19 protein-coding genes and 1 pseudogene are annotated in these 16,932 nt (G+C 64.6%); 13 read left to right on the forward strand and 7 right to left on the reverse strand.

Going from position 1 to position 16,932, the window contains the following annotated elements; translation table 11 throughout:
• Positions 1 to 65 precede the first annotated feature (65 nt).
• Entirely contained in the window at positions 66 to 593 is a 528-nt protein-coding gene (locus QA640_RS07810) for a GNAT family N-acetyltransferase (protein ID WP_283040134.1), read from the reverse strand.
• Positions 594 to 698: 105 nt separating this feature from the next.
• Here QA640_RS07810 and QA640_RS07815 point away from each other — a divergent pair, with 105 nt between their 5' ends.
• The 10 genes and pseudogenes from QA640_RS07815 (at position 699) to QA640_RS07860 (ending at position 7,770) form a co-directional block, all read left to right on the forward strand.
• Positions 699 to 1,295: a superoxide dismutase gene (locus QA640_RS07815; protein ID WP_283040135.1), complete on the forward strand. Its 597-nt coding sequence runs from the start codon at positions 699 to 701 to the stop codon at positions 1,293 to 1,295.
• 89 nt (positions 1,296 to 1,384) lie between these two features.
• A pseudogene (locus QA640_RS07820) lies at positions 1,385 to 1,625 on the forward strand (permease); the annotation flags it as partial.
• 118 nt (positions 1,626 to 1,743) lie between these two features.
• The gene (locus tag QA640_RS07825; RefSeq protein WP_283040136.1) at positions 1,744 to 1,968 is read left to right on the forward strand and encodes a hypothetical protein; all 225 of its coding nucleotides are present in this window, start codon (positions 1,744 to 1,746) and stop codon (positions 1,966 to 1,968) included.
• 2 nt (positions 1,969 to 1,970) lie between these two features.
• Positions 1,971 to 2,726: an ABC transporter ATP-binding protein gene (locus tag QA640_RS07830; protein WP_283040137.1), complete on the forward strand. Its 756-nt coding sequence runs from the start codon at positions 1,971 to 1,973 to the stop codon at positions 2,724 to 2,726.
• Between the two features lie 6 nt (positions 2,727 to 2,732).
• Positions 2,733 to 3,599: a metal ABC transporter permease gene (locus QA640_RS07835; protein WP_283040138.1), complete on the forward strand. Its 867-nt coding sequence runs from the start codon at positions 2,733 to 2,735 to the stop codon at positions 3,597 to 3,599.
• On the forward strand, positions 3,599 to 4,468 hold the full coding sequence (locus tag QA640_RS07840) for a zinc ABC transporter substrate-binding protein (RefSeq protein ID WP_283040139.1): 870 nt from the start codon (positions 3,599 to 3,601) through the stop codon (positions 4,466 to 4,468). Before QA640_RS07835 ends, QA640_RS07840 begins: the two co-directional genes overlap by 1 nt.
• Before the next feature lie 54 nt (positions 4,469 to 4,522).
• Complete coding sequence (locus QA640_RS07845; protein WP_283040140.1) at positions 4,523 to 5,566, forward strand: GTP-binding protein; 1,044 nt, start codon at positions 4,523 to 4,525, stop codon at positions 5,564 to 5,566.
• A complete protein-coding gene (locus QA640_RS07850; RefSeq protein WP_283040141.1) occupies positions 5,566 to 6,585 on the forward strand; it encodes a WD40 repeat domain-containing protein in 1,020 nt (339 codons plus the stop codon). The genes QA640_RS07845 and QA640_RS07850 overlap by 1 nt, the downstream gene beginning before the upstream one ends.
• A gap of 32 nt (positions 6,586 to 6,617) precedes the next feature.
• A complete protein-coding gene (locus QA640_RS07855; protein ID WP_283040142.1) occupies positions 6,618 to 7,334 on the forward strand; it encodes an MgtC/SapB family protein in 717 nt (238 codons plus the stop codon).
• A gap of 94 nt (positions 7,335 to 7,428) precedes the next feature.
• Positions 7,429 to 7,770 (forward strand): hypothetical protein, encoded by a 342-nt coding sequence (locus QA640_RS07860; RefSeq protein WP_283040143.1) that lies wholly within the window; start codon positions 7,429 to 7,431, stop codon positions 7,768 to 7,770.
• Positions 7,771 to 7,981: 211 nt separating this feature from the next.
• Here the strand turns inward: QA640_RS07860 and QA640_RS07865 are convergent, their stop codons facing one another.
• The 6 genes from QA640_RS07865 to QA640_RS07890 all read right to left on the reverse strand — a co-directional run bounded on the left by QA640_RS07865 (position 7,982) and on the right by QA640_RS07890 (position 12,899).
• The gene (locus QA640_RS07865) at positions 7,982 to 9,424 is read right to left on the reverse strand and encodes a homospermidine synthase (RefSeq protein WP_283040144.1); all 1,443 of its coding nucleotides are present in this window, start codon (positions 9,422 to 9,424) and stop codon (positions 7,982 to 7,984) included.
• A 48-nt stretch (positions 9,425 to 9,472) separates the two neighbouring features.
• Positions 9,473 to 9,859 carry a RidA family protein gene (locus tag QA640_RS07870; RefSeq protein ID WP_283040145.1) on the reverse strand — a complete coding sequence of 129 codons (387 nt, stop codon included), beginning with the start codon at positions 9,857 to 9,859 and terminating at the stop codon, positions 9,473 to 9,475.
• An 88-nt stretch (positions 9,860 to 9,947) separates the two neighbouring features.
• The gene (locus QA640_RS07875; protein WP_283040146.1) at positions 9,948 to 10,118 is read right to left on the reverse strand and encodes a hypothetical protein; all 171 of its coding nucleotides are present in this window, start codon (positions 10,116 to 10,118) and stop codon (positions 9,948 to 9,950) included.
• A 10-nt stretch (positions 10,119 to 10,128) separates the two neighbouring features.
• A complete protein-coding gene (locus QA640_RS07880; protein ID WP_283040147.1) occupies positions 10,129 to 10,713 on the reverse strand; it encodes an N-acetyltransferase in 585 nt (194 codons plus the stop codon).
• 127 nt (positions 10,714 to 10,840) lie between these two features.
• The gene (locus tag QA640_RS07885; protein WP_283040148.1) at positions 10,841 to 11,983 is read right to left on the reverse strand and encodes a type III PLP-dependent enzyme; all 1,143 of its coding nucleotides are present in this window, start codon (positions 11,981 to 11,983) and stop codon (positions 10,841 to 10,843) included.
• A gap of 661 nt (positions 11,984 to 12,644) precedes the next feature.
• Positions 12,645 to 12,899 carry a hypothetical protein gene (locus QA640_RS07890; RefSeq protein WP_283040149.1) on the reverse strand — a complete coding sequence of 85 codons (255 nt, stop codon included), beginning with the start codon at positions 12,897 to 12,899 and terminating at the stop codon, positions 12,645 to 12,647.
• A 135-nt stretch (positions 12,900 to 13,034) separates the two neighbouring features.
• Here QA640_RS07890 and QA640_RS07895 point away from each other — a divergent pair, with 135 nt between their 5' ends.
• The 3 genes from QA640_RS07895 to QA640_RS07905 are packed head-to-tail and all read left to right on the forward strand — an operon-like array spanning position 13,035 to position 16,884.
• Positions 13,035 to 15,125 carry a M3 family metallopeptidase gene (locus QA640_RS07895; RefSeq protein WP_283040150.1) on the forward strand — a complete coding sequence of 697 codons (2,091 nt, stop codon included), beginning with the start codon at positions 13,035 to 13,037 and terminating at the stop codon, positions 15,123 to 15,125.
• On the forward strand, positions 15,125 to 15,763 hold the full coding sequence (locus QA640_RS07900) for a DUF1007 family protein (protein ID WP_283040151.1): 639 nt from the start codon (positions 15,125 to 15,127) through the stop codon (positions 15,761 to 15,763). Before QA640_RS07895 ends, QA640_RS07900 begins: the two co-directional genes overlap by 1 nt.
• On the forward strand, positions 15,754 to 16,884 hold the full coding sequence (locus QA640_RS07905) for a nickel/cobalt transporter (RefSeq protein ID WP_283040152.1): 1,131 nt from the start codon (positions 15,754 to 15,756) through the stop codon (positions 16,882 to 16,884). Before QA640_RS07900 ends, QA640_RS07905 begins: the two co-directional genes overlap by 10 nt.
• The last annotated feature ends 48 nt before the right edge of the window (positions 16,885 to 16,932 follow it).

A 16,932-nucleotide genomic window follows, 5' to 3' on the forward strand; every position in this document is an offset into this window, starting at 1 on the left:
GCGGCTGCAATCACATTCCTGCGTTCATTTGCCCCAGCGGGTAAGAAGCATGGAGGCTGCTGGGCTCACCACGGCAGGCCGCATAGGTCGAGGGTGCCCAGTCGCGGTGCCCGGCCGAGGTCGAACACGAAAGGCGCCATGTGATCGAACAGGATCCGGCCCTCTGGCTGTTCAGCATAGACCTCGCCGGTGAAGGGGTGCCAGTTGCGCGTCTGATAAAATGCGAAATTGTGCGGCTCGCAAAACAATAGCGCGAAACGCGCCGCCTCGTTGGCGCGTATGGTTTGAGTGGCGGCCTCAAGCGCCAGCGTCGCATAACCGCGTCCTCGGCAGTCCTCGCGTGTACAGACGCCGCCGATGCCGCCGACATGCATCTTGTGGCCATTCCAGGTGAGGGTCCGGAAGTAAATGCCCACATGGCAGGCAAGGCCGCCCGATGGTTCCGCGATCAGCACGCGCAAATCGGGATTCGCCCATTTGATATGGCGCCAGGACAGCTTCTCAACCACATCGCGCGGATAGACTGCCTTGAACAGAGGCTCCGCGGTCGGCCAGGAGGCGTCGCCGTTCAGGATGTCGACTTCGATGCTCATTTCGGTCCACCGTTCTGCGCAAATTGCGGTATTTAATAGTCATGGAACCTTCTATAAGGGGTGACCGTTAGAACACGTTCCCCACCCAGTTGCGGACAAGAACCCATGACCTTTACGCTCCCCCCACTCCCTTACGCCTATGACGCCCTCGGCCAGTATATGTCGAAGGAAACGCTTGAATATCACCACGACAAGCATCATCAGGCCTATGTCACCAACGGCAACAACGCGCTCAAGGGGACCGAATGGGAAGGCAAATCCCTTGAGGAGATTGTGAAGGGCTCCTTCGGGAAGAACCCGGCGGTTTTCAACAATGCCGGCCAGCACTACAACCACATCCACTTCTGGAGCTGGATGAAGCCCAATGGCGGCGGCACCAAGCTGCCGGCCAAGCTCGAGAAGAAGATCAACGAGGACCTCGGCGGCTTCGACAAGTTCAAGGCGGACTTCCAGGCGGCCGGCGTTGGCCAGTTCGGCTCCGGCTGGTGTTGGCTCCAGGTCAAGAACGGCAAGCTCGAGATCTCCAAAACGCCGAACGGCGAGAATCCGCTGGTGCACGGCGCCACCCCGATCCTCGGCTGCGACGTCTGGGAGCACTCCTACTACATCGATTATCGCAACCGCCGCCCGGACTATCTGAAGGCGTTCGTCGAAAACCTCGTAAACTGGGAATACGTGGAGTCGCTGTTCGACAAGGCGTAAGCCGCCACGTTACCTGACAAACGCGAAGGCGGTCGCATCGCGGCCGCCTTTTTTGCTGCGCGGAATTCTCTCTCCTCACGCCCAGAGGTGACGGAACGGACGGCGTCCTCGACATTCTCACCCACGATCTCTCGCTGTTCGGCGGCATGTGCCGCGGGTGCTCGCCGGATGCCTGCTCGGGGCCTTCATCTCGGAGATTCTGCCGCACAGAAAGTGTCGCGCTCGCTCGGGCCGAGCTCCGGCCTGATGGGCCTTCCGATCGGCACTGCCTTTGGTGCGATCCTGCCGGGCGGGCCTTTCACTGCCTATCCTGTGGCAAGCGCGCTGCTACTCGTTCCGCTGAGCTGTCTCGGTGCCGTTCCCGTTCGTCGCGGCAGCCATCGCCATGGTGATCGGCAAGCCCTGATCCGGCGTGGACAGGGGTAATGTTATAATATAACGTTCCCAAATGGTTCCCGCCGTGTCCCACGCCCATCATCACGACCACACCCACGACCACGCCCATTCCCACGGGCACGACCATACGCATGCCCATGTCCACGATCCCGCCGCGCCGCACCCGGCCCAGGCTGCGCCCTGGTCGATCCTGCGCATGACCATGGCGGGCCGTCTGGCAGCCGCGCTGGGCGTCTGCACGCTGCTCTGGGGCGTTGTCTTTCTGGCGATGAGGTGACCATGGCGGGGCTCGGTTTCCACAACGTCACCTTTGGCTATGACCGGCATCCCGCGGTGCACCACCTCAAGGGCGAGATCGCGCCTGGGGCGCTGGTCGCGGTGATCGGACCGAACGGCGCCGGCAAGTCGACGCTGCTGCGCGGCATCGTCGGCATCCTGAAGCCGCTCGCAGGCGCCATCCATCTCGGCGGGCTCGATCCGCGCGATATCGCCTATCTGCCGCAGACCACCGATATCGACCGTAGCTTCCCGATCTCGGTGTTCGATTTCGTCGGCACCGGCCTGTGGCGTGGGATCGGTCTGTTCGGCGGCATCGGCAAAGCCGCGCGCGAGAAGATCCTCGGCGCGGTCGCGGCCGTCGGGCTGAACGGTTTCGAGAACCGTCCGATCGGTACGCTTTCGGGCGGGCAGATGCAGCGTGTGCTGTTCGCGCGCGTGCTGCTCCAGGATGCTGCGCTCATCGTGCTCGACGAGCCCTTCAACGCCATCGACAGCAAGACCACGGTCGATCTGCTTGCGCTGGTGACGCGCTGGCATGGCGAGGGCCGCACCGTGCTCGCCGCGCTTCACGATATGGAGATGGTGCGGGCGCACTTTCCGCAAGCGCTGTTGCTCGCACGCGGGCCAGTGGCTTGGGGCGCGACCACCGAGGTGCTGACGGCGGAGAACCTCATGGTCGCGATGCGGATGTGCGAAGCCTTCGACGACACTGCAGCGGCCTGCGCCGACGATGATGAGCGCTCACAGGCGGCATGACGCACGATGTATGACGCGCTCATCGGCCCCTTCACCGAATTCGAGTTCATGCGACGCGCGCTCGCCGCGGTGATCGCGCTGTCGCTCGCCGGTGCGCCGATCGGCGTATTCCTGATGCTGCGGCGGATGAGCCTGGTCGGCGATGCCATGGCGCATGCGATCCTCCCCGGTGCCGCGATCGGCTTCCTGCTCTCCGGCCTCAATCTGTTCGCGATGACCGCCGGCGGCCTGATCGCGGGCTTTGCGGTGGCGATCCTCGCCGGTGTCGTCGCGCGCTCAACGGGCCTGAAGGAGGACGCCTCGCTCGCGACCTTCTATCTGGCTTCGCTCGCGCTCGGCGTCACCATCGTCTCGATCAAGGGCACCAATATCGACCTGTTGCACGTGCTGTTTGGCAACATCCTTGCCATGGACGACAAGACGCTGCTGGTGGTCGCCTTCAACGCCACGATCACGCTGCTGGTGCTCGCGGTGATCTACCGTCCGCTGGTGATCGAGAGCGTCGACCCCTTGTTCCTGCGCACGGTGAGCCGCGCGGGAGGACCTGCGCATCTCGCCTTCCTCGCCCTCGTCGTCATCACTCTCGTCAATGGTTTTCAGGCGCTCGGCACCCTGCTCGCGGTCGGCCTGATGATCATGCCCGCCGGCATCGCCCGGTTCTGGTCGCGCGACCTCACCGCGATGATCTGCATCGCCGTCGTTGCCGCTGCGTTGTCGGGCTATGCCGGGCTCGTACTGTCGTTCCAGACGCGGATCCCTTCGGGGCCAGCGATCATCCTGGTGGCGACCGCGTTCTACGTCGTCTCCGTGCTGTTCGGCAGCGTCGGCGGGCTGGTCCGGCAGATGTTTCCCGGCCGGCATCTGGAGGCGTGATGCGTCGCCTCCTGCTCCTCGTCGTTGCGTCCCTCTTGATCGCCTCGCCGCTTCAAGCGGCGGAGCGGCTCAACGTTGTCGCGAGCTTCTCGATCCTCGCCGACTTCGTCCGCAACGTCGGCGGCGATCGCATCAACCTCACCACGCTGGTCGGCGCCGACAGCGACGTCCATGTCTACGCACCGGCGCCGGGGGACGCGAAGCGGATCGCGGACGCAAGGCTCGTCATCGTCAATGGCCTGGGCCTCGAGGGCTGGCTGCCGCGGCTCGTGCAATCCTCAGGCAGCAAGGCGACCGTCGTGACCGCGAGCGCCGGCCTCGCGCCGCTCAAGCTCGGCTCGGAATCCGATCCGCATGCCTGGCAATCGATCCCCAACGCGAAAGTCTATGTGACCAACATAGCGGGCGCGCTGGCCGCGGCCGCGCCCGAGGATGCCGAGTTCTTCCGGGGCCAGGCCACGGCCTATCTGGAAAAGCTCGAAACGCTCGACCGCGAGGTGCGCGAGGCCATCGCAAAAATCCCGCCCGCGCGGCGCAAGGTGATCTCGACCCACGATGCCTTCGGCTATTTCGCCGCCGAATACGGTATCCAGTTCATCGCCCCGCTCGGCGTCTCCACCGAAACCGAGCCCAGCGCCCGCGACATCGCCGGCATCATCAGCCAGATCCGGGCCCAAAAGATCCCGGCGGTCTTCCTCGAAAATATCAGCGACGACCGATTGATCCGGCGAATCGCCGCCGAGACCGGCTCAAAGGTCGGCGGGACCCTGATTTCGGACGGTTTGACCGGCGAAAAGGGGCCTGCCCCCACTTACATTGAGATGGTCAGGCACAATATAAAGGCCCTATCCAGCGCGCTTGACCATTAGGGCAGGGGCCACCCCGCCTCGCGTCGCGCGAAAAAGCCCGATGTCGGAGTAGTTATGTCTGAAGTGACCTCCCCAAAGATTCCCGTGACCGTGCTGACCGGCTATCTCGGGGCCGGCAAGACCACGCTGTTGAACCGCATTTTGTCGGAGAACCACGGCAAGAAATACGCCGTCATCGTCAACGAATTCGGCGAGATCGGCATCGACAACGACCTCATCATCGGCGCCGACGAGGAAGTGTTCGAGATGAACAATGGCTGCATCTGTTGCACCGTGCGCGGCGATCTCGTGCGCATCATGGACGGCCTGATGAAGCGCAAGGGCAAGTTCGACGCCATCATCGTCGAGACCACGGGTCTTGCGGACCCTGCGCCCGTCGCCCAGACCTTCTTCGTCGACGAGGACGTGCAGAAGAACGCGCGGCTCGATGCGGTCGTGACCGTTGCAGATGCCAAGTGGCTCTCCGACCGGCTGAAGGACGCGCCCGAGGCCAAGAACCAGATCGCCTTTGCCGACGTCATCGTGCTCAACAAGACCGACCTCGTCTCCAAGGGAGAGCTCGTCGAGGTCGAGGCCCGCATCCGCGGCATCAATCCCTATGCGAAGCTGCACCGCACCGAACGCTGCTCGGTGGCATTGGCCGACGTGCTCGACCGTGGCGCGTTCGATCTCGACCGCATCCTCGATATCGAGCCGGACTTTCTGGAGGCCGATGATCATGACCACGACCACGATCATCACCATCATCACGGCCATGACCATCATCACCACGATCACGGCCTGAAGCACTATCACGACGAGGAGATGCAGTCGCTCTCGCTCAAGTCCGACAAGCCGCTCGATCCCAACATGTTCATGCCCTGGCTCCAGAACCTCGTGCAGGTGGAGGGCCAGAAGATACTGCGCTCCAAAGGCATCCTCGCCTTCCACAATGATGACGACCGCTACGTCTTCCAGGGCGTCCACATGATGCTGGAGGGCAATCATCAGCGGAAATGGAAGGAGGGCGAGCCGCGCGAGAGCCGTCTCGTCTTCATCGGTCGCGAATTGCCGGAACAGGCCATCCGCGAAGGTTTTGAGAGCTGCATCGTCTCGTGATGAAAGAGTTTTCCCCGGCTCCCGATTCACCATCGATCGTCTCCATTACCGACCGCGTCAAACCGGTCGCGCTGGGGATGGCGGTGACATCGGTGCATTTTCTTGGCCCGCGCGCGGCCTTCGTCGGCGGCGAGGAGAACGTTGCGCTGGTCGATGCCAAGGGTGAGATCAGCACCGTCGCTGTTCACAGCGGCGGCATTCTTTCCACGGCCAGCGACGGCAAGCGCCTGGTGATGGGTGGTGATGACGGCAAGGTCGTCTCGCTCGACGCCAAGGGCGAGGTGACGCTGCTCGCGACCGATCCCAAGCGGCGCTGGATCGACGCGGTGGCGCTGCATCCGGACGGTGCTTTCGCCTGGTCGGCCGGCAAGTTTGCCTTCGTCAAGAGCGGCAAGACCGAAGAGAAGTCGATCGAGGTGCCCTCGACGGTCGGCGGGCTCGCCTTTGCGCCGAAGGGTCTGCGGCTCGCGATCGCGCATTACAACGGCGCAACGCTGTGGTTTCCGAACATGGCGGGGTCAGCCGAATTCCTGCCCTGGGCCGGCTCGCATCTCGGCGTCACATTCAGCCCGGACAACAAGTTTCTGGTCACTGCGATGCATGAGCCAGCGCTGCATGGCTGGCGGCTCGCCGATAACAGGCACATGCGCATGACCGGCTATCCCGGCCGCGTTCGCTCGATGTCGTGGAGCGCGGGCGGCAAGGCGCTGGCGACGTCTGGTGCCGACACCGTGATTCTGTGGCCGTTCGCGAGCAAGGACGGCCCGATGGGCAAGGAGCCGGCGATGCTCGCGCCCTTGCAGGCACGTGTGTCGGTGGTCGCCTGCCATCCGAAGAACGACATCTTCGCGGCCGGCTACAGCGATGGCACCGTGCTGATGGTGCGGCTGGAGGACGGTGCGGAAATCCTGGTTCGCCGCAACGGCACCGCGCCGGTCGCGGCGCTGGCCTGGAACGCCAAGGGGACGCTGCTTGCATTCGCCGACGAGACCGGCGATGGAGGGCTCCTCGAGCTTTGATCAACGGTCAAATTCCGACCGTATGAGGGGCCATGCGGTTTCTGGCGACCTTCCAGCTTGCTGACTTCCTCGACACGCTGATCAGCCTGTTCACGGCCTTCGTGCTTGGCACGCTGATCGGTGCCGAGCGGCAATATCGCCAGCGCACCGCGGGCCTGCGCACCAACGTGCTGGTCGCGGTCGGCGCCGCTGCGTTCGTCGATCTCGCCATGCATCTGACCGGCGCCGACGGCGCGGTCCGCGTCATCTCCTATGTCGTCTCCGGCATCGGCTTCCTCGGCGCCGGCGTCATCATGAAGCAGGGCATGGACGTGCGCGGGCTGAACACCGCGGCGACCCTGTGGGCCTCGGCCGCGGTCGGCTCCTGCGCCGGTGCCGACATGGTCGCGCAGGCCGTAGCCCTCACCGTGTTCGTGATCGCCGGCAACACGCTGCTGCGCCCGCTGGTGAACGCGATCAACCGTATCCCGCTGAACGAGAAGGCACTGGAGGCGACCTACTACTTCAAAGTCGCGGTCACGACGGAAGCCTTGCCCGACATGCGCGACCGCCTCATCGACAGCCTCGAGCGTGCGAAGTATCCCGTCGCGGATGTCGAGGTCGTCGAGATCGGCGACGACATCCTGGAAATCGTTGCAAAGCTGGTCGCGACCGCCGTGGATCCGAATGAGCTGAACGGGGTGGCGGTCGATATGCAGCGCCAGCCCGGCGTGCGCCACGCCACCTGGGAAGTCAGCACCACGGACTGAGCGCGCTGTTCCCGCGGGTTCCCTGCGGCGACATCACGCGGAACTGCGGTCCGACGCTTTCGTTGATACTACAGACGAATTCGCAGGTAGCGTCATGGCCGGCAAGCAAGACAAGCTCAGATTTCAACGGGATCTGCTGATCGCCTGCTTCCTGTTCGGGGCGGGCGTCCTGATCTCCGGCCTGTCGCTGGCGCAGATCCGGGCCGAGAGCCGGATGCAGACCGCACAGGCAACACAGCCGCTGCAGGGCACACCCGCGCCGGATGATCGGAGCAAGACGCCCGCGGAGTCAAAGCCCGGCGGCGACCGCCCCACCACGCCGGCGCCTGAGCCCGCGCGGCCGGATCCGCAAACGCAGGGCGCAGCCGGTACGGCGAAGCCGGCGCTGCCACCGGCACCAGCCGAGAAGATCGCCCCGCCGATCAAGGAAAAGTAACCACCGCCGTCATTCCGGGGCGACGCGACAGCGTCGAGCCCGGAATCCATCTGGCCGCAGAGCCCGAGGATGAATGGATTCCGGGCTCGCGCTTCGCGCGCCCCGGAATGACGAGTGGGGAGCGCGCGCCAGCCGTCACCGGCTATTTTGCATGGGGTTGTTTTCGATATTTTTGACGTCCCGCCTTGGCGGGGCATCACGGTGGCGCGCCTCAACGCACCAGGATGTTCCGGAATTGCCACGGATCGGACGTGTCGATATCTTCCGGGAACAGTCCCGGACGATCCGTCAGCGGCGTCCAGTCGGTGTAGAAACCCTTCACCGGGCCGAGATACGGCATCTGGATTTCCAGCAGACGATCGAAATCCATCTCGTCGGCTTCGACGATGCCTTCGTTCGGGTTTTCCAGCGCCCACACCATGCCGCCGAGCACGGCGGAGGTCACTTGCAGGCCGGTGGCGTTCTGATAGGGCGCGAGTTTGCGGGTCTCTTCGATGGAGAGCTGTGAGCCGTACCAGTAGGCATTGTTGTCATGGCCGAACAGCAGCACGCCGAGTTCGTCGATGCCATCGACGATTTCGTTCTCGTCGAGGATGTGGTGCTTTTCCTGCATCTTCGCTGCGCGGCCGAACATTTCATGCAGCGACAGCACGGCATCGTCAGCCGGATGATAGGCATAATGGCAGGTCGGCCTGTAGATCGCCGTGCCCGATGCGTCACGCACCGTGAAGTAATCGGAGATCGAGATCGACTCGTTGTGGGTGACGAGGAAGCCATATTGCGCGCCGCGGGTCGGGCACCAGGTGCGCACGCGCGTGTTGGCGCCGGGCTGCATCAGATAGATGGCAGCGCCGCAGCCGGCTTCGTGGGTACGCGCATTCTCGGGCATCCATTTTTCATGGGTGCCCCAACCGAGTTCGGAAGGCTGCACGCCTTCGGACAGGAAACCTTCCACCGACCAGGTGTTGACGAAGACATCAGGCTCTTTCGGCGACTTGGAGCGCTGGGTATCGCGTTCGGCGATGTGGATGCCCTTGACACCAGCCTGCCGCATCAAGTCCGCCCATTCGGCTCTGGTCTTCGGCTTGGGGGCGTTGAGCTTCAGATCAGCGGCGACATTGAGTAGCGCCTGCTTGACGAAAAAGGAGACCATGCCGGGATTGGCGCCACAGCAGGAGACGGCCGTCATCGAGCCCGCGGGGCGCGCCTTCTTGGCCGCCAGCGTCACTTCGCGAAGGGCGTAGTTGGAGCGCGCTTCCGGGCCCTTCGAAGCATCGAAATAGAAGCCGAGCCAGGGCTCGTTGACGGTGTCGATATAAAGAGCGCCAAGTTCGTTGCAGAGCTCCATGATGTCGGTGGAGCCGGTATCGACCGAGAGATTGACGCAAAAACCCTGCCCGCCGCCTTCCGTGAGCAGCGGGGTCAGCACATCGCGATAATTGTCCTTGGTCAGGCCCTTCTGGATGAATCTGACATTGTGCTTCTCGCAAAGTGCCTTGCGGCCCTCGTCCTTGGGATCGATCACGGTGACGCGCGACTTGTCGTAATCGAGATGCCGCTCGATCAGCGGCAACGTGCCTTTGCCGATGGAGCCGAAGCCGACCATGACGGTGGGACCGGTAATCTTCGCGTAGATCTGCGAGGCGGGGCTCATGGGATGGTTTCTCCAGAGAGTGCTGGCGGACAAACGGTGAGGGGTGGATCAGGTGCGGCGCTTCGCGGTCACTTCGATCTCGACCTTCATCTCGGGCTTGTAGAGCCCGCTCACGATCAGAAGCGTCGCCGCCGGGCGAATCTCGCCGAGGACCTCGCCGCAAACGGCGAAATGAGCATCGGCCTCGCTGGCGTCGGTGAGGTAGTAGGTCGCGCGGACGATGTCGGCCATCTCGAATCCCCCCTCCTTCAGGGCGGCCTCGATGGTCTTGAAGCAGTTCCGTGACTGGCTCGTGACATCTGCCGGCATCGTCATGGTCGTGTAGTCGTAGCCGGTGGTGCCGGCGACGAAGGCGAAGTCGCCATCGATCACGGCGCGGCTGTAGCCAGCGGTCTTCTCGAAGGGCGAGCCGGTGGAAATCAGGCGACGGGACATCTGTTCGACCTCGACTGCAGGGAGTTTCGCGGGGGTTAAAGGGCCTTTCGCGGCCCTGCGCAACCCCCGAGAACCCGGTGAAAGGAGTTCAGAGGGGCTGCTGCATCGTATCCTGCGACGGCGGCGGCGAGCCGCTCCACCGCCGCACCAGGATGTCCCTGACGATCATGATCGCGATCAGGACGAACAGCACCGATGTGATCAGGCTGCGCAGGCGCGGGCGGGCATCGCCGCTGGATGCGGCCGGGGTCTTCGCCATGACGTTCCCCTCAGGCCGCGTGGGCGTGCGGACGTGCTACCCGCCGTTTGGGCAGCATCGCGCCGGTCGCGACGATCATGCCGTTGGCGCCGTCCAGCGCACCGTCCTCGAATTCGAGACCGAGCAGCCGCTCGCGCTCGAACGGGCCGGGTAGCGAAAGCGCGCCGGTCTTTTCGGGCGAGAAGCCGAAGCGGGCGTAGTAGGGCGCGTCGCCGAGCAGGACCACGGCGGCATGCCCGCGCGCCCGGGCGGCGGCCAGCGCTTGATGCATCAGCGCGGCGCCGATCCCGAGCTCGCGGCAGGCAGGATCGACCGCAAGCGGTCCGAGGACGAGAGCGGCCCTGCCTCCGGCGCTGACGTGCCACAGCCGCACGGTTCCCACGAGCTTCCCCTCGCGCTCGGCAGCCAGCGCAAGGCCGGCGGCGGGAGCGCGTCCGTTGCGCAGGCGCTGGCAGGTGCGGCCATGGCGGTTCTCGCCAAAGCAGGCATCGAGCAGCGCTTCACGCGTCGCGACGTCGGCAGCACGCTCCGCACGGATCGCGAACGGAGCAGCTTTCGGGGTGGGGGCGACTTGTGGCTTCCGAAGAGCAGTCATGACACGTCAGTCCTCGCTTGGAGCCTGAGGACATGCATCCGCAGCCAAGCGTCGTCAGAAATCGAAATGTCAGGGAGGGAGTCGGCGAGCCGGCTCCCGGTTCATCAGGCCTCGACGGCGAGGCGGATCAGATGTGATAGGTCTTCAGCGGCGGGATGCCGTTGAACGCTACCGACGAATAGGTCGACGTATAGGCCCCGGTCCCTTCGATCAGCACCTTGTCGCCGATCTCGAGCGTCACCGGGAGCGGATACGGGTTCTTCTCGTACAACACGTCGGCGGAATCGCAGGTCGGACCTGCGAGCACGCACGGCGTCATGTCCGCCCCGTCGTGCGGGGTGCGGATGGCGTAGCGGATCGACTCGTCCATGGTCTCGGCGAGACCGCCGAATTTGCCGATGTCGAGATAAACCCAGCGCACCTCGTCCTCGTCGCTCTTCTTCGAGATGAGCACGACCTCGGACTCGATCACCCCGGCGTTGCCCACCATGCCGCGGCCCGGCTCGATGATGGTCTCGGGGATCTGGTTGCCGAAGTGCTTGCGCAGCGCTCGGAAGATCGACCGGCCGTAGGTCACCACCGGCGGCACGTCCTTCAGGTACTTGGTCGGGAAACCCCCGCCCATGTTGACCATCGAGAGGTTGACGCCGCGCTCGGCGCAGTCGCGAAACACCTGCGAGGCCATCGCCAGCGCACGGTCCCAAGCCTTCACCTTGCGCTGCTGCGAGCCCACATGGAAGGAGATGCCGCACGGCTCCAGGCCCAGACGCTTGGCGAGGTCGAGCACTTCGACCGCCATCTCCGGGTCGCAGCCGAACTTGCGCGACAGCGGCCACTCGGCGCCGGCGCAGTCATAGAGGATGCGGCAGAACACCTTCGCAGCCGGCGCGGCACGGGCGACCTTCTCCACCTCGGCGGCGCAATCGACCGCGAACAGCCGAATGCCGAGTGCGAAGGCGCGCGCGATGTCGCGCTCCTTCTTGATCGTGTTGCCGAAGGAGATGCGGTCGGGCGTCGCGCCCGCGGCCAGCGCCATCTCGATCTCGGCGACGGTGGCAGTGTCGAAGCAGGAGCCCATGGAGGCGAGCAGCGCCAGCACTTCCGGAGCCGGGTTCGCCTTGACGGCATAGAACACGCGGCTGTCGGGCAGCGCCTTGGCGAAGCTCTGGTAGTTGTCGCGCACGACCTCGAGGTCGACGACGAGGCAGGGCTCGTTATCGAGACCTTCGGTACGGCGGTTGCGCAGAAATTCCCTGATGCGATCGGTCATAGCACCCTCCAAACGGCCCTTTGCGACAAGGACCCGTTCAAAATGTTCTTGGCCGTAAGCGCTTAGGCGATGCCGCACGATGGAGACGCGACAAAGCCAGAGAACTCAGACCAGTTGTGCTGCCGTGGATTGGTTGGGAATTTTCCCGCCCGCTCACCTGGCAATGAAGGACAAGCCTTTTCAGTAGCCCGCGCCGGCGTTGGAATGCCGGTAGAGACCAAAAAAGCCCGATCCGTCGTTGCTTTAAGTCGCGTCCCCCGTTGAGAGCGGGGTGCGCCGGTTCGCCTCCGGCTGCCAGTCACGGTTGCAAAGAGCAAAGTCACCTTCGACAAGGCATCTCTTTGAGAGAGATGCTGGGCGGTTCGGGTTTGCATCAGTCTCTCGACTTCCGCGCTTCCGAAGAGCCCCTCGGCTTCTTCACCCCTTGGCGGCTGTCCGGCCTCTTGTCCGGATACCTACCGACTGACACACGACCACAGGCACGTGCGAAATTGGGCAATTCCGCACATAAGCGTTTTGACTCTGCTTCGCAAGAATTTTTTTAGGCTGGCGACAAAATTGCCTAACGCCTGCTTGCGCTGTGTGCGCGAGCGACGCTCGAAGATGAACGGCTGTTAAGTTTGCGCGACCTTGCGAGCGTGTGTTGCTCGCGCGCGTCGCCTCACGCGCGTTTGGTGAACGGCTCGACGCGTTGAGCCGCGCGGATGAACGCGGTCATGACGAGCACGCCGAGCGTGAACAGCACGGCCTGCACGATGTGCGCGCCGGTGTCGTCGAGTCCGAACAGAATGGCGAGCGCCCAGCCGCCGGCAAACGCCGCGCCGAACACCTCGGCGCCGATCAGGATCGCGGCGCTGATGACGGTAATGACACTCCGCCAGACGATCTGGCGGGAGGAGGAGGCAGGCGCGTTCATGGGGCTCGATCCCTGGTCTTTGAGGGGCGCAATCTCCCCGAAAAGGCGGCCGGTAGCAAGCGCAAATGGCCCAAAAAAGGCCCATCGCGTGCTATAGCTGGCCTCAACGAACGAGCTCAAAAATCGGGACAAACGATGTCAGAAACCCGCCAGACTACGGATGCTCCGCCGGCCGAGACGAACCCGCTGTTGCAGGCCTGGGTGACGCCATTTGCGACCCCGCCATTCGATGCGATCAGCCCGGAGCACTTCCTGCCGGCCTTCGAGCAGGCCTTCGCCGACCACTCGGCCGAGATCGCCGCGATCGTCCACGATCCGGCGACGCCCGACTTCGCCAACACCATCACGGCGCTGGAGCGCTCCGGCAAGCTGCTGACGAAGGTCGCAGCGGTGTTCTACGACCTGGTCTCGGCGCACTCCAATCCGGCGATCCTCGAGATCGACAAGGAGGTCTCCTTGCGGATGGCGCGGCACTGGAATCCGATCATGATGAATGCGGTGCTGTTCGGCCGCATCGCCCAGCTCCACGAGAACCGCGCCGCGCTCAAGCTGACGCCCGAGCAGCTCCGGCTGCTTGAGCGCACCTACACCCGCTTCCACCGCGCCGGCGCCGGGCTCTCCGAGGACGCCAAGGCGCGGATGGCCGAGATCAACGAGAAGCTCGCCCAGCTCGGCACCACTTTCAGCCACCATCTGCTCGGCGACGAGCAGGAATGGTTCATGGAGCTCGGCGAGGACGACCGCCAGGGCCTGCCCGAGAGCTTCGTTGCGGCCGCCAAGGCTGCGGCAGAAGATCGCGGCATGGCTGGCAAGGCCATCGTCACCCTGTCGCGCTCCTCGGTCGAGCCGTTCCTGAAGGGCTCGGCGAGGCGCGACCTGCGCGAGAAGGTCTACAAGGCCTTCACGGCACGCGGTGACAACGGCAACGCCAACGACAACAACGAGGCCATCGTCGAGATCCTGAAGCTGCGCGAGGAGAGCGCCAAGCTGCTGGGCTATCCGACCTTCGCCGCCTATCGGCTCGAGGACTCCATGGCCAAGACGCCGGATGCGGTGCGAGGCCTCCTGGAGCGGGTCTGGAAGCCGGCCCGCGCCCGCGCGCTCGCCGATCGCGACGAGATGCAGGCGCTGATCACGGAGGAAGGCGGCAATTTCCAGCTCGCGCCCTGGGACTGGCGCTACTACGCCGAAAAGCTGCGCCTTCAGCGCGCCAATTTCGACGACGCCGCGATCAAGCCATATTTGACGCTGGACCACATGATCGCGGCGGCCTTCGACTGCGCCACGCGGCTGTTCGGCATCACCTTCGAGGAGCGCAAGGACGTCCCGGCCTGGCATCCGGATGTCCGGGTCTGGGAGGTGAAGGGCCCGGACGGCAAGCACAAGGCGCTGTTCTACGGCGACTACTATGCCCGGCCGTCAAAGCGCTCCGGCGCCTGGATGACCTCACTGCGCGACCAGCAGAAGCTCGATGGCGAAATCGCGCCCCTGATCATCAACGTCTGCAACTTTGCCAAAGGTGCGGGCGGTGAGCCCTCGCTGCTGTCGCCGGACGATGCTCGCACCCTGTTCCACGAGTTCGGCCACGGCCTTCATGGCATGCTCTCCAACGTGACCTATCCGTCGCTGTCGGGCACCTCCGTGTTCACCGACTTCGTCGAGCTGCCCTCGCAGCTCTATGAGCACTGGCAGGAGCGGCCCGAGGTGCTCCAGCAGTTCGCCCGCCACTATCAGACCGGCGAGCCGCTGCCTGACGACCTGCTCCAGCGCTTCCTCGCGGCGCGCAAGTTCAACCAGGGCTTTGCCACCGTCGAATTCGTATCCTCGGCGCTCGTCGATCTCGAATTCCACACCCAGCCGGCCGCAGCCGCGCAGGATGTTCGCGCCTTCGAGAAAGCGGAGCTCGAGAAGATCGGCATGCCCGAGGAGATCGCGATGCGCCATCGGCCCACGCAATTCGGCCATATCTTCTCCGGCGACCACTATGCGGCGGGCTATTACAGCTACATGTGGTCGGAAGTGATGGACGCCGACGCCTTCGGCGCCTTCGAGGAGGCCGGCAACATCTTCGATCCTGATGTCGCCAGGCGCCTGCACGATGACATCTACTCCACCGGCGGATCGGTCGATCCGCAGGCCGCCTACGAGGCCTTCCGCGGCCGGCCGCCGGAGCCGGATGCACTTCTGCGCCGCCGCGGTCTGCTCGACGCCGCGAAGGCGGCCTGATGGGCATGCGCGCCCTGTTCGGATGGCTGCTCGCCGCCGGCCTCTCGCTTGCGGCGGGCGAAGTGCAGGCGCACCCGCATGTCTGGATCACCGCGACCAGCGAGTTGATCTACGCGGAGGACGGCTCGATCACCGGCGTCCGCCACGCCTGGACCTTCGACGACATGTTCTCGGCCTATGCGACCCAGGGGCTCGAGGGCAAGACCAAGGGCAGCTACACGCGTGAGGAGCTGGCTCCGCTCGCCCAGACCAACGTCGAATCGCTGAAGGAATATGCCTACTTCACCTTCGCCAAGGCCGACGGCAAGAAGGAGCGCTTCAATGAGCCGATCGACTATTTCCTCGACTACAAGGACCAGGTGCTGACCCTGCACTTTACGCTGCCGCTGAAGGCGCCGCTGAAGCCGAGGCAGCTGGTGCTGGAAGTGTTCGACCGCTCCTTCTTCATCGACTTCCAGATGGCCAAGGACAACCCGGTCAAGCTGGTCGGGGCGCCGGCCGGCTGCCAGATGAAGCTGGAGCGGCCAAATGACGGCACCGCGAGCGCCCAGAAGCTCAACGAACAGACCTTCATGAATGGCGAGAACTCGAACTTCGGCATGATGTTCGCCAACAAGATCACCGTGGATTGCCCGTGACCTCTCTGCTTCGTTCTCCGCTTGCGCGGGGGCTTGCAACCGGCGCGGCCGTTCTTGTCGCCGCTTGGGCCGTCGATGCCGCGCTTCACGATCTCCTGGCGCAAAACCCGTTCGGCGCGCCGCGCCCTGCGGCCGAGCCGGAGGCTGGCGGCATCGTCGGCTGGCTGCTGGCCAAGCAGTCGGAGTTTTACCGCGAGATGTCGGCGACCATCCGCGCCGCGAAGTCCGACGGTTCGGCGGTGTGGACCCTGCTCGCGATCTCCTTCCTCTACGGCATCTTCCATGCCGCCGGCCCCGGTCATGGCAAGGCGGTGATCTCGTCCTACCTCGTCGCCAATCAGGAAACGGCACGGCGCGGCATCGTGTTGTCCTTTGCCTCGGCGCTGATGCAGTCGCTGGTCGCAGTCCTCATCGTCGGCATCGCGGCCTGGGCGCTGAATGCGACGGCCAGGACCATGTGCAGCGCCGAGAAGGTGATCGAGATCGCCAGCTACGCCCTGATCGCGGCGTTCGGGTTGCGCCTCGTCTGGGTCAAGGGCGGCGCCTTCATCCGAGCGCTCCAGGCCTCCCAGCCCGTGCCTGCGATCGCCGGCGTGCCGCATCGCCACGATCACGGCCACCATCACCATCATCACGACGAGCATGATCATGGTCACGATCACCATGACCACCACCATGGCCATGACCATCACGGCCACGCTCATGCCCACGCGCACGACCACGTTCATGACGAGCATTGCGGCCATTCCCACGGTCCCGCGCCGAGCGAGCTTGCCGGCCCCGGCGGCTGGCGGCGCGGGCTGGCCGCGATCCTCACCGTCGGCATCCGCCCCTGCTCGGGCGCGATCCTGGTCCTGGTGTTCGCGCTCGCGCAGGGCCTGTTCTGGGCCGGCATTGCCGCGACCTTCCTGATGGGTCTCGGCACCGCGATCACGGTTGCGACCATCGCGGTCATCGCCGTCTCCGCCAAGGACGTCGCCCGGCGCCTGAGCGCAGGCCGCGACGGCGGTGGCGCGCTCGTCATGCGCGGCATCGAATTCGCCGCTGCCGGCCTGGTGCTGCTGTTCGGCGCAGGCCTGCTGTTCGGCTACCTCGCCGCCGAACGCACGACGTGTTTTTGAGTGAAGCTTTCGTGCCCCGGACGCAGCGCAGCGTCTCTTCGACGATGC

The sequence above is a fragment of the Bradyrhizobium sp. CB82 genome, from assembly GCF_029714405.1.
GTDB lineage: Bacteria > Pseudomonadota > Alphaproteobacteria > Rhizobiales > Xanthobacteraceae > Bradyrhizobium.

Coding starts and splice junctions, on each gene's coding strand:
- QA640_RS07870 (WP_283040145.1), bottom strand. CDS start 9,859: ATGTCCCGTCGCCTGATTTCCACCGGCTCGCCCTTCGAGAAGACCGCT.
- QA640_RS07900 (WP_283040151.1), top strand. CDS start 15,125: ATGGGCATGCGCGCCCTGTTCGGATGGCTGCTCGCCGCCGGCCTCTCG.
- QA640_RS07860 (WP_283040143.1), top strand. CDS start 7,429: ATGGCCGGCAAGCAAGACAAGCTCAGATTTCAACGGGATCTGCTGATC.
- QA640_RS07825 (WP_283040136.1), top strand. CDS start 1,744: ATGGTTCCCGCCGTGTCCCACGCCCATCATCACGACCACACCCACGAC.
- QA640_RS07840 (WP_283040139.1), top strand. CDS start 3,599: ATGCGTCGCCTCCTGCTCCTCGTCGTTGCGTCCCTCTTGATCGCCTCG.
- QA640_RS07875 (WP_283040146.1), bottom strand. CDS start 10,118: ATGGCGAAGACCCCGGCCGCATCCAGCGGCGATGCCCGCCCGCGCCTG.
- QA640_RS07810 (WP_283040134.1), bottom strand. CDS start 593: ATGAGCATCGAAGTCGACATCCTGAACGGCGACGCCTCCTGGCCGACC.
- QA640_RS07850 (WP_283040141.1), top strand. CDS start 5,566: ATGAAAGAGTTTTCCCCGGCTCCCGATTCACCATCGATCGTCTCCATT.
- QA640_RS07830 (WP_283040137.1), top strand. CDS start 1,971: ATGGCGGGGCTCGGTTTCCACAACGTCACCTTTGGCTATGACCGGCAT.
- QA640_RS07855 (WP_283040142.1), top strand. CDS start 6,618: ATGCGGTTTCTGGCGACCTTCCAGCTTGCTGACTTCCTCGACACGCTG.
- QA640_RS07835 (WP_283040138.1), top strand. CDS start 2,733: ATGTATGACGCGCTCATCGGCCCCTTCACCGAATTCGAGTTCATGCGA.
- QA640_RS07895 (WP_283040150.1), top strand. CDS start 13,035: ATGTCAGAAACCCGCCAGACTACGGATGCTCCGCCGGCCGAGACGAAC.
- QA640_RS07880 (WP_283040147.1), bottom strand. CDS start 10,713: ATGACTGCTCTTCGGAAGCCACAAGTCGCCCCCACCCCGAAAGCTGCT.
- QA640_RS07885 (WP_283040148.1), bottom strand. CDS start 11,983: ATGACCGATCGCATCAGGGAATTTCTGCGCAACCGCCGTACCGAAGGT.
- QA640_RS07865 (WP_283040144.1), bottom strand. CDS start 9,424: ATGAGCCCCGCCTCGCAGATCTACGCGAAGATTACCGGTCCCACCGTC.
- QA640_RS07815 (WP_283040135.1), top strand. CDS start 699: ATGACCTTTACGCTCCCCCCACTCCCTTACGCCTATGACGCCCTCGGC.
- QA640_RS07845 (WP_283040140.1), top strand. CDS start 4,523: ATGTCTGAAGTGACCTCCCCAAAGATTCCCGTGACCGTGCTGACCGGC.
- QA640_RS07890 (WP_283040149.1), bottom strand. CDS start 12,899: ATGAACGCGCCTGCCTCCTCCTCCCGCCAGATCGTCTGGCGGAGTGTC.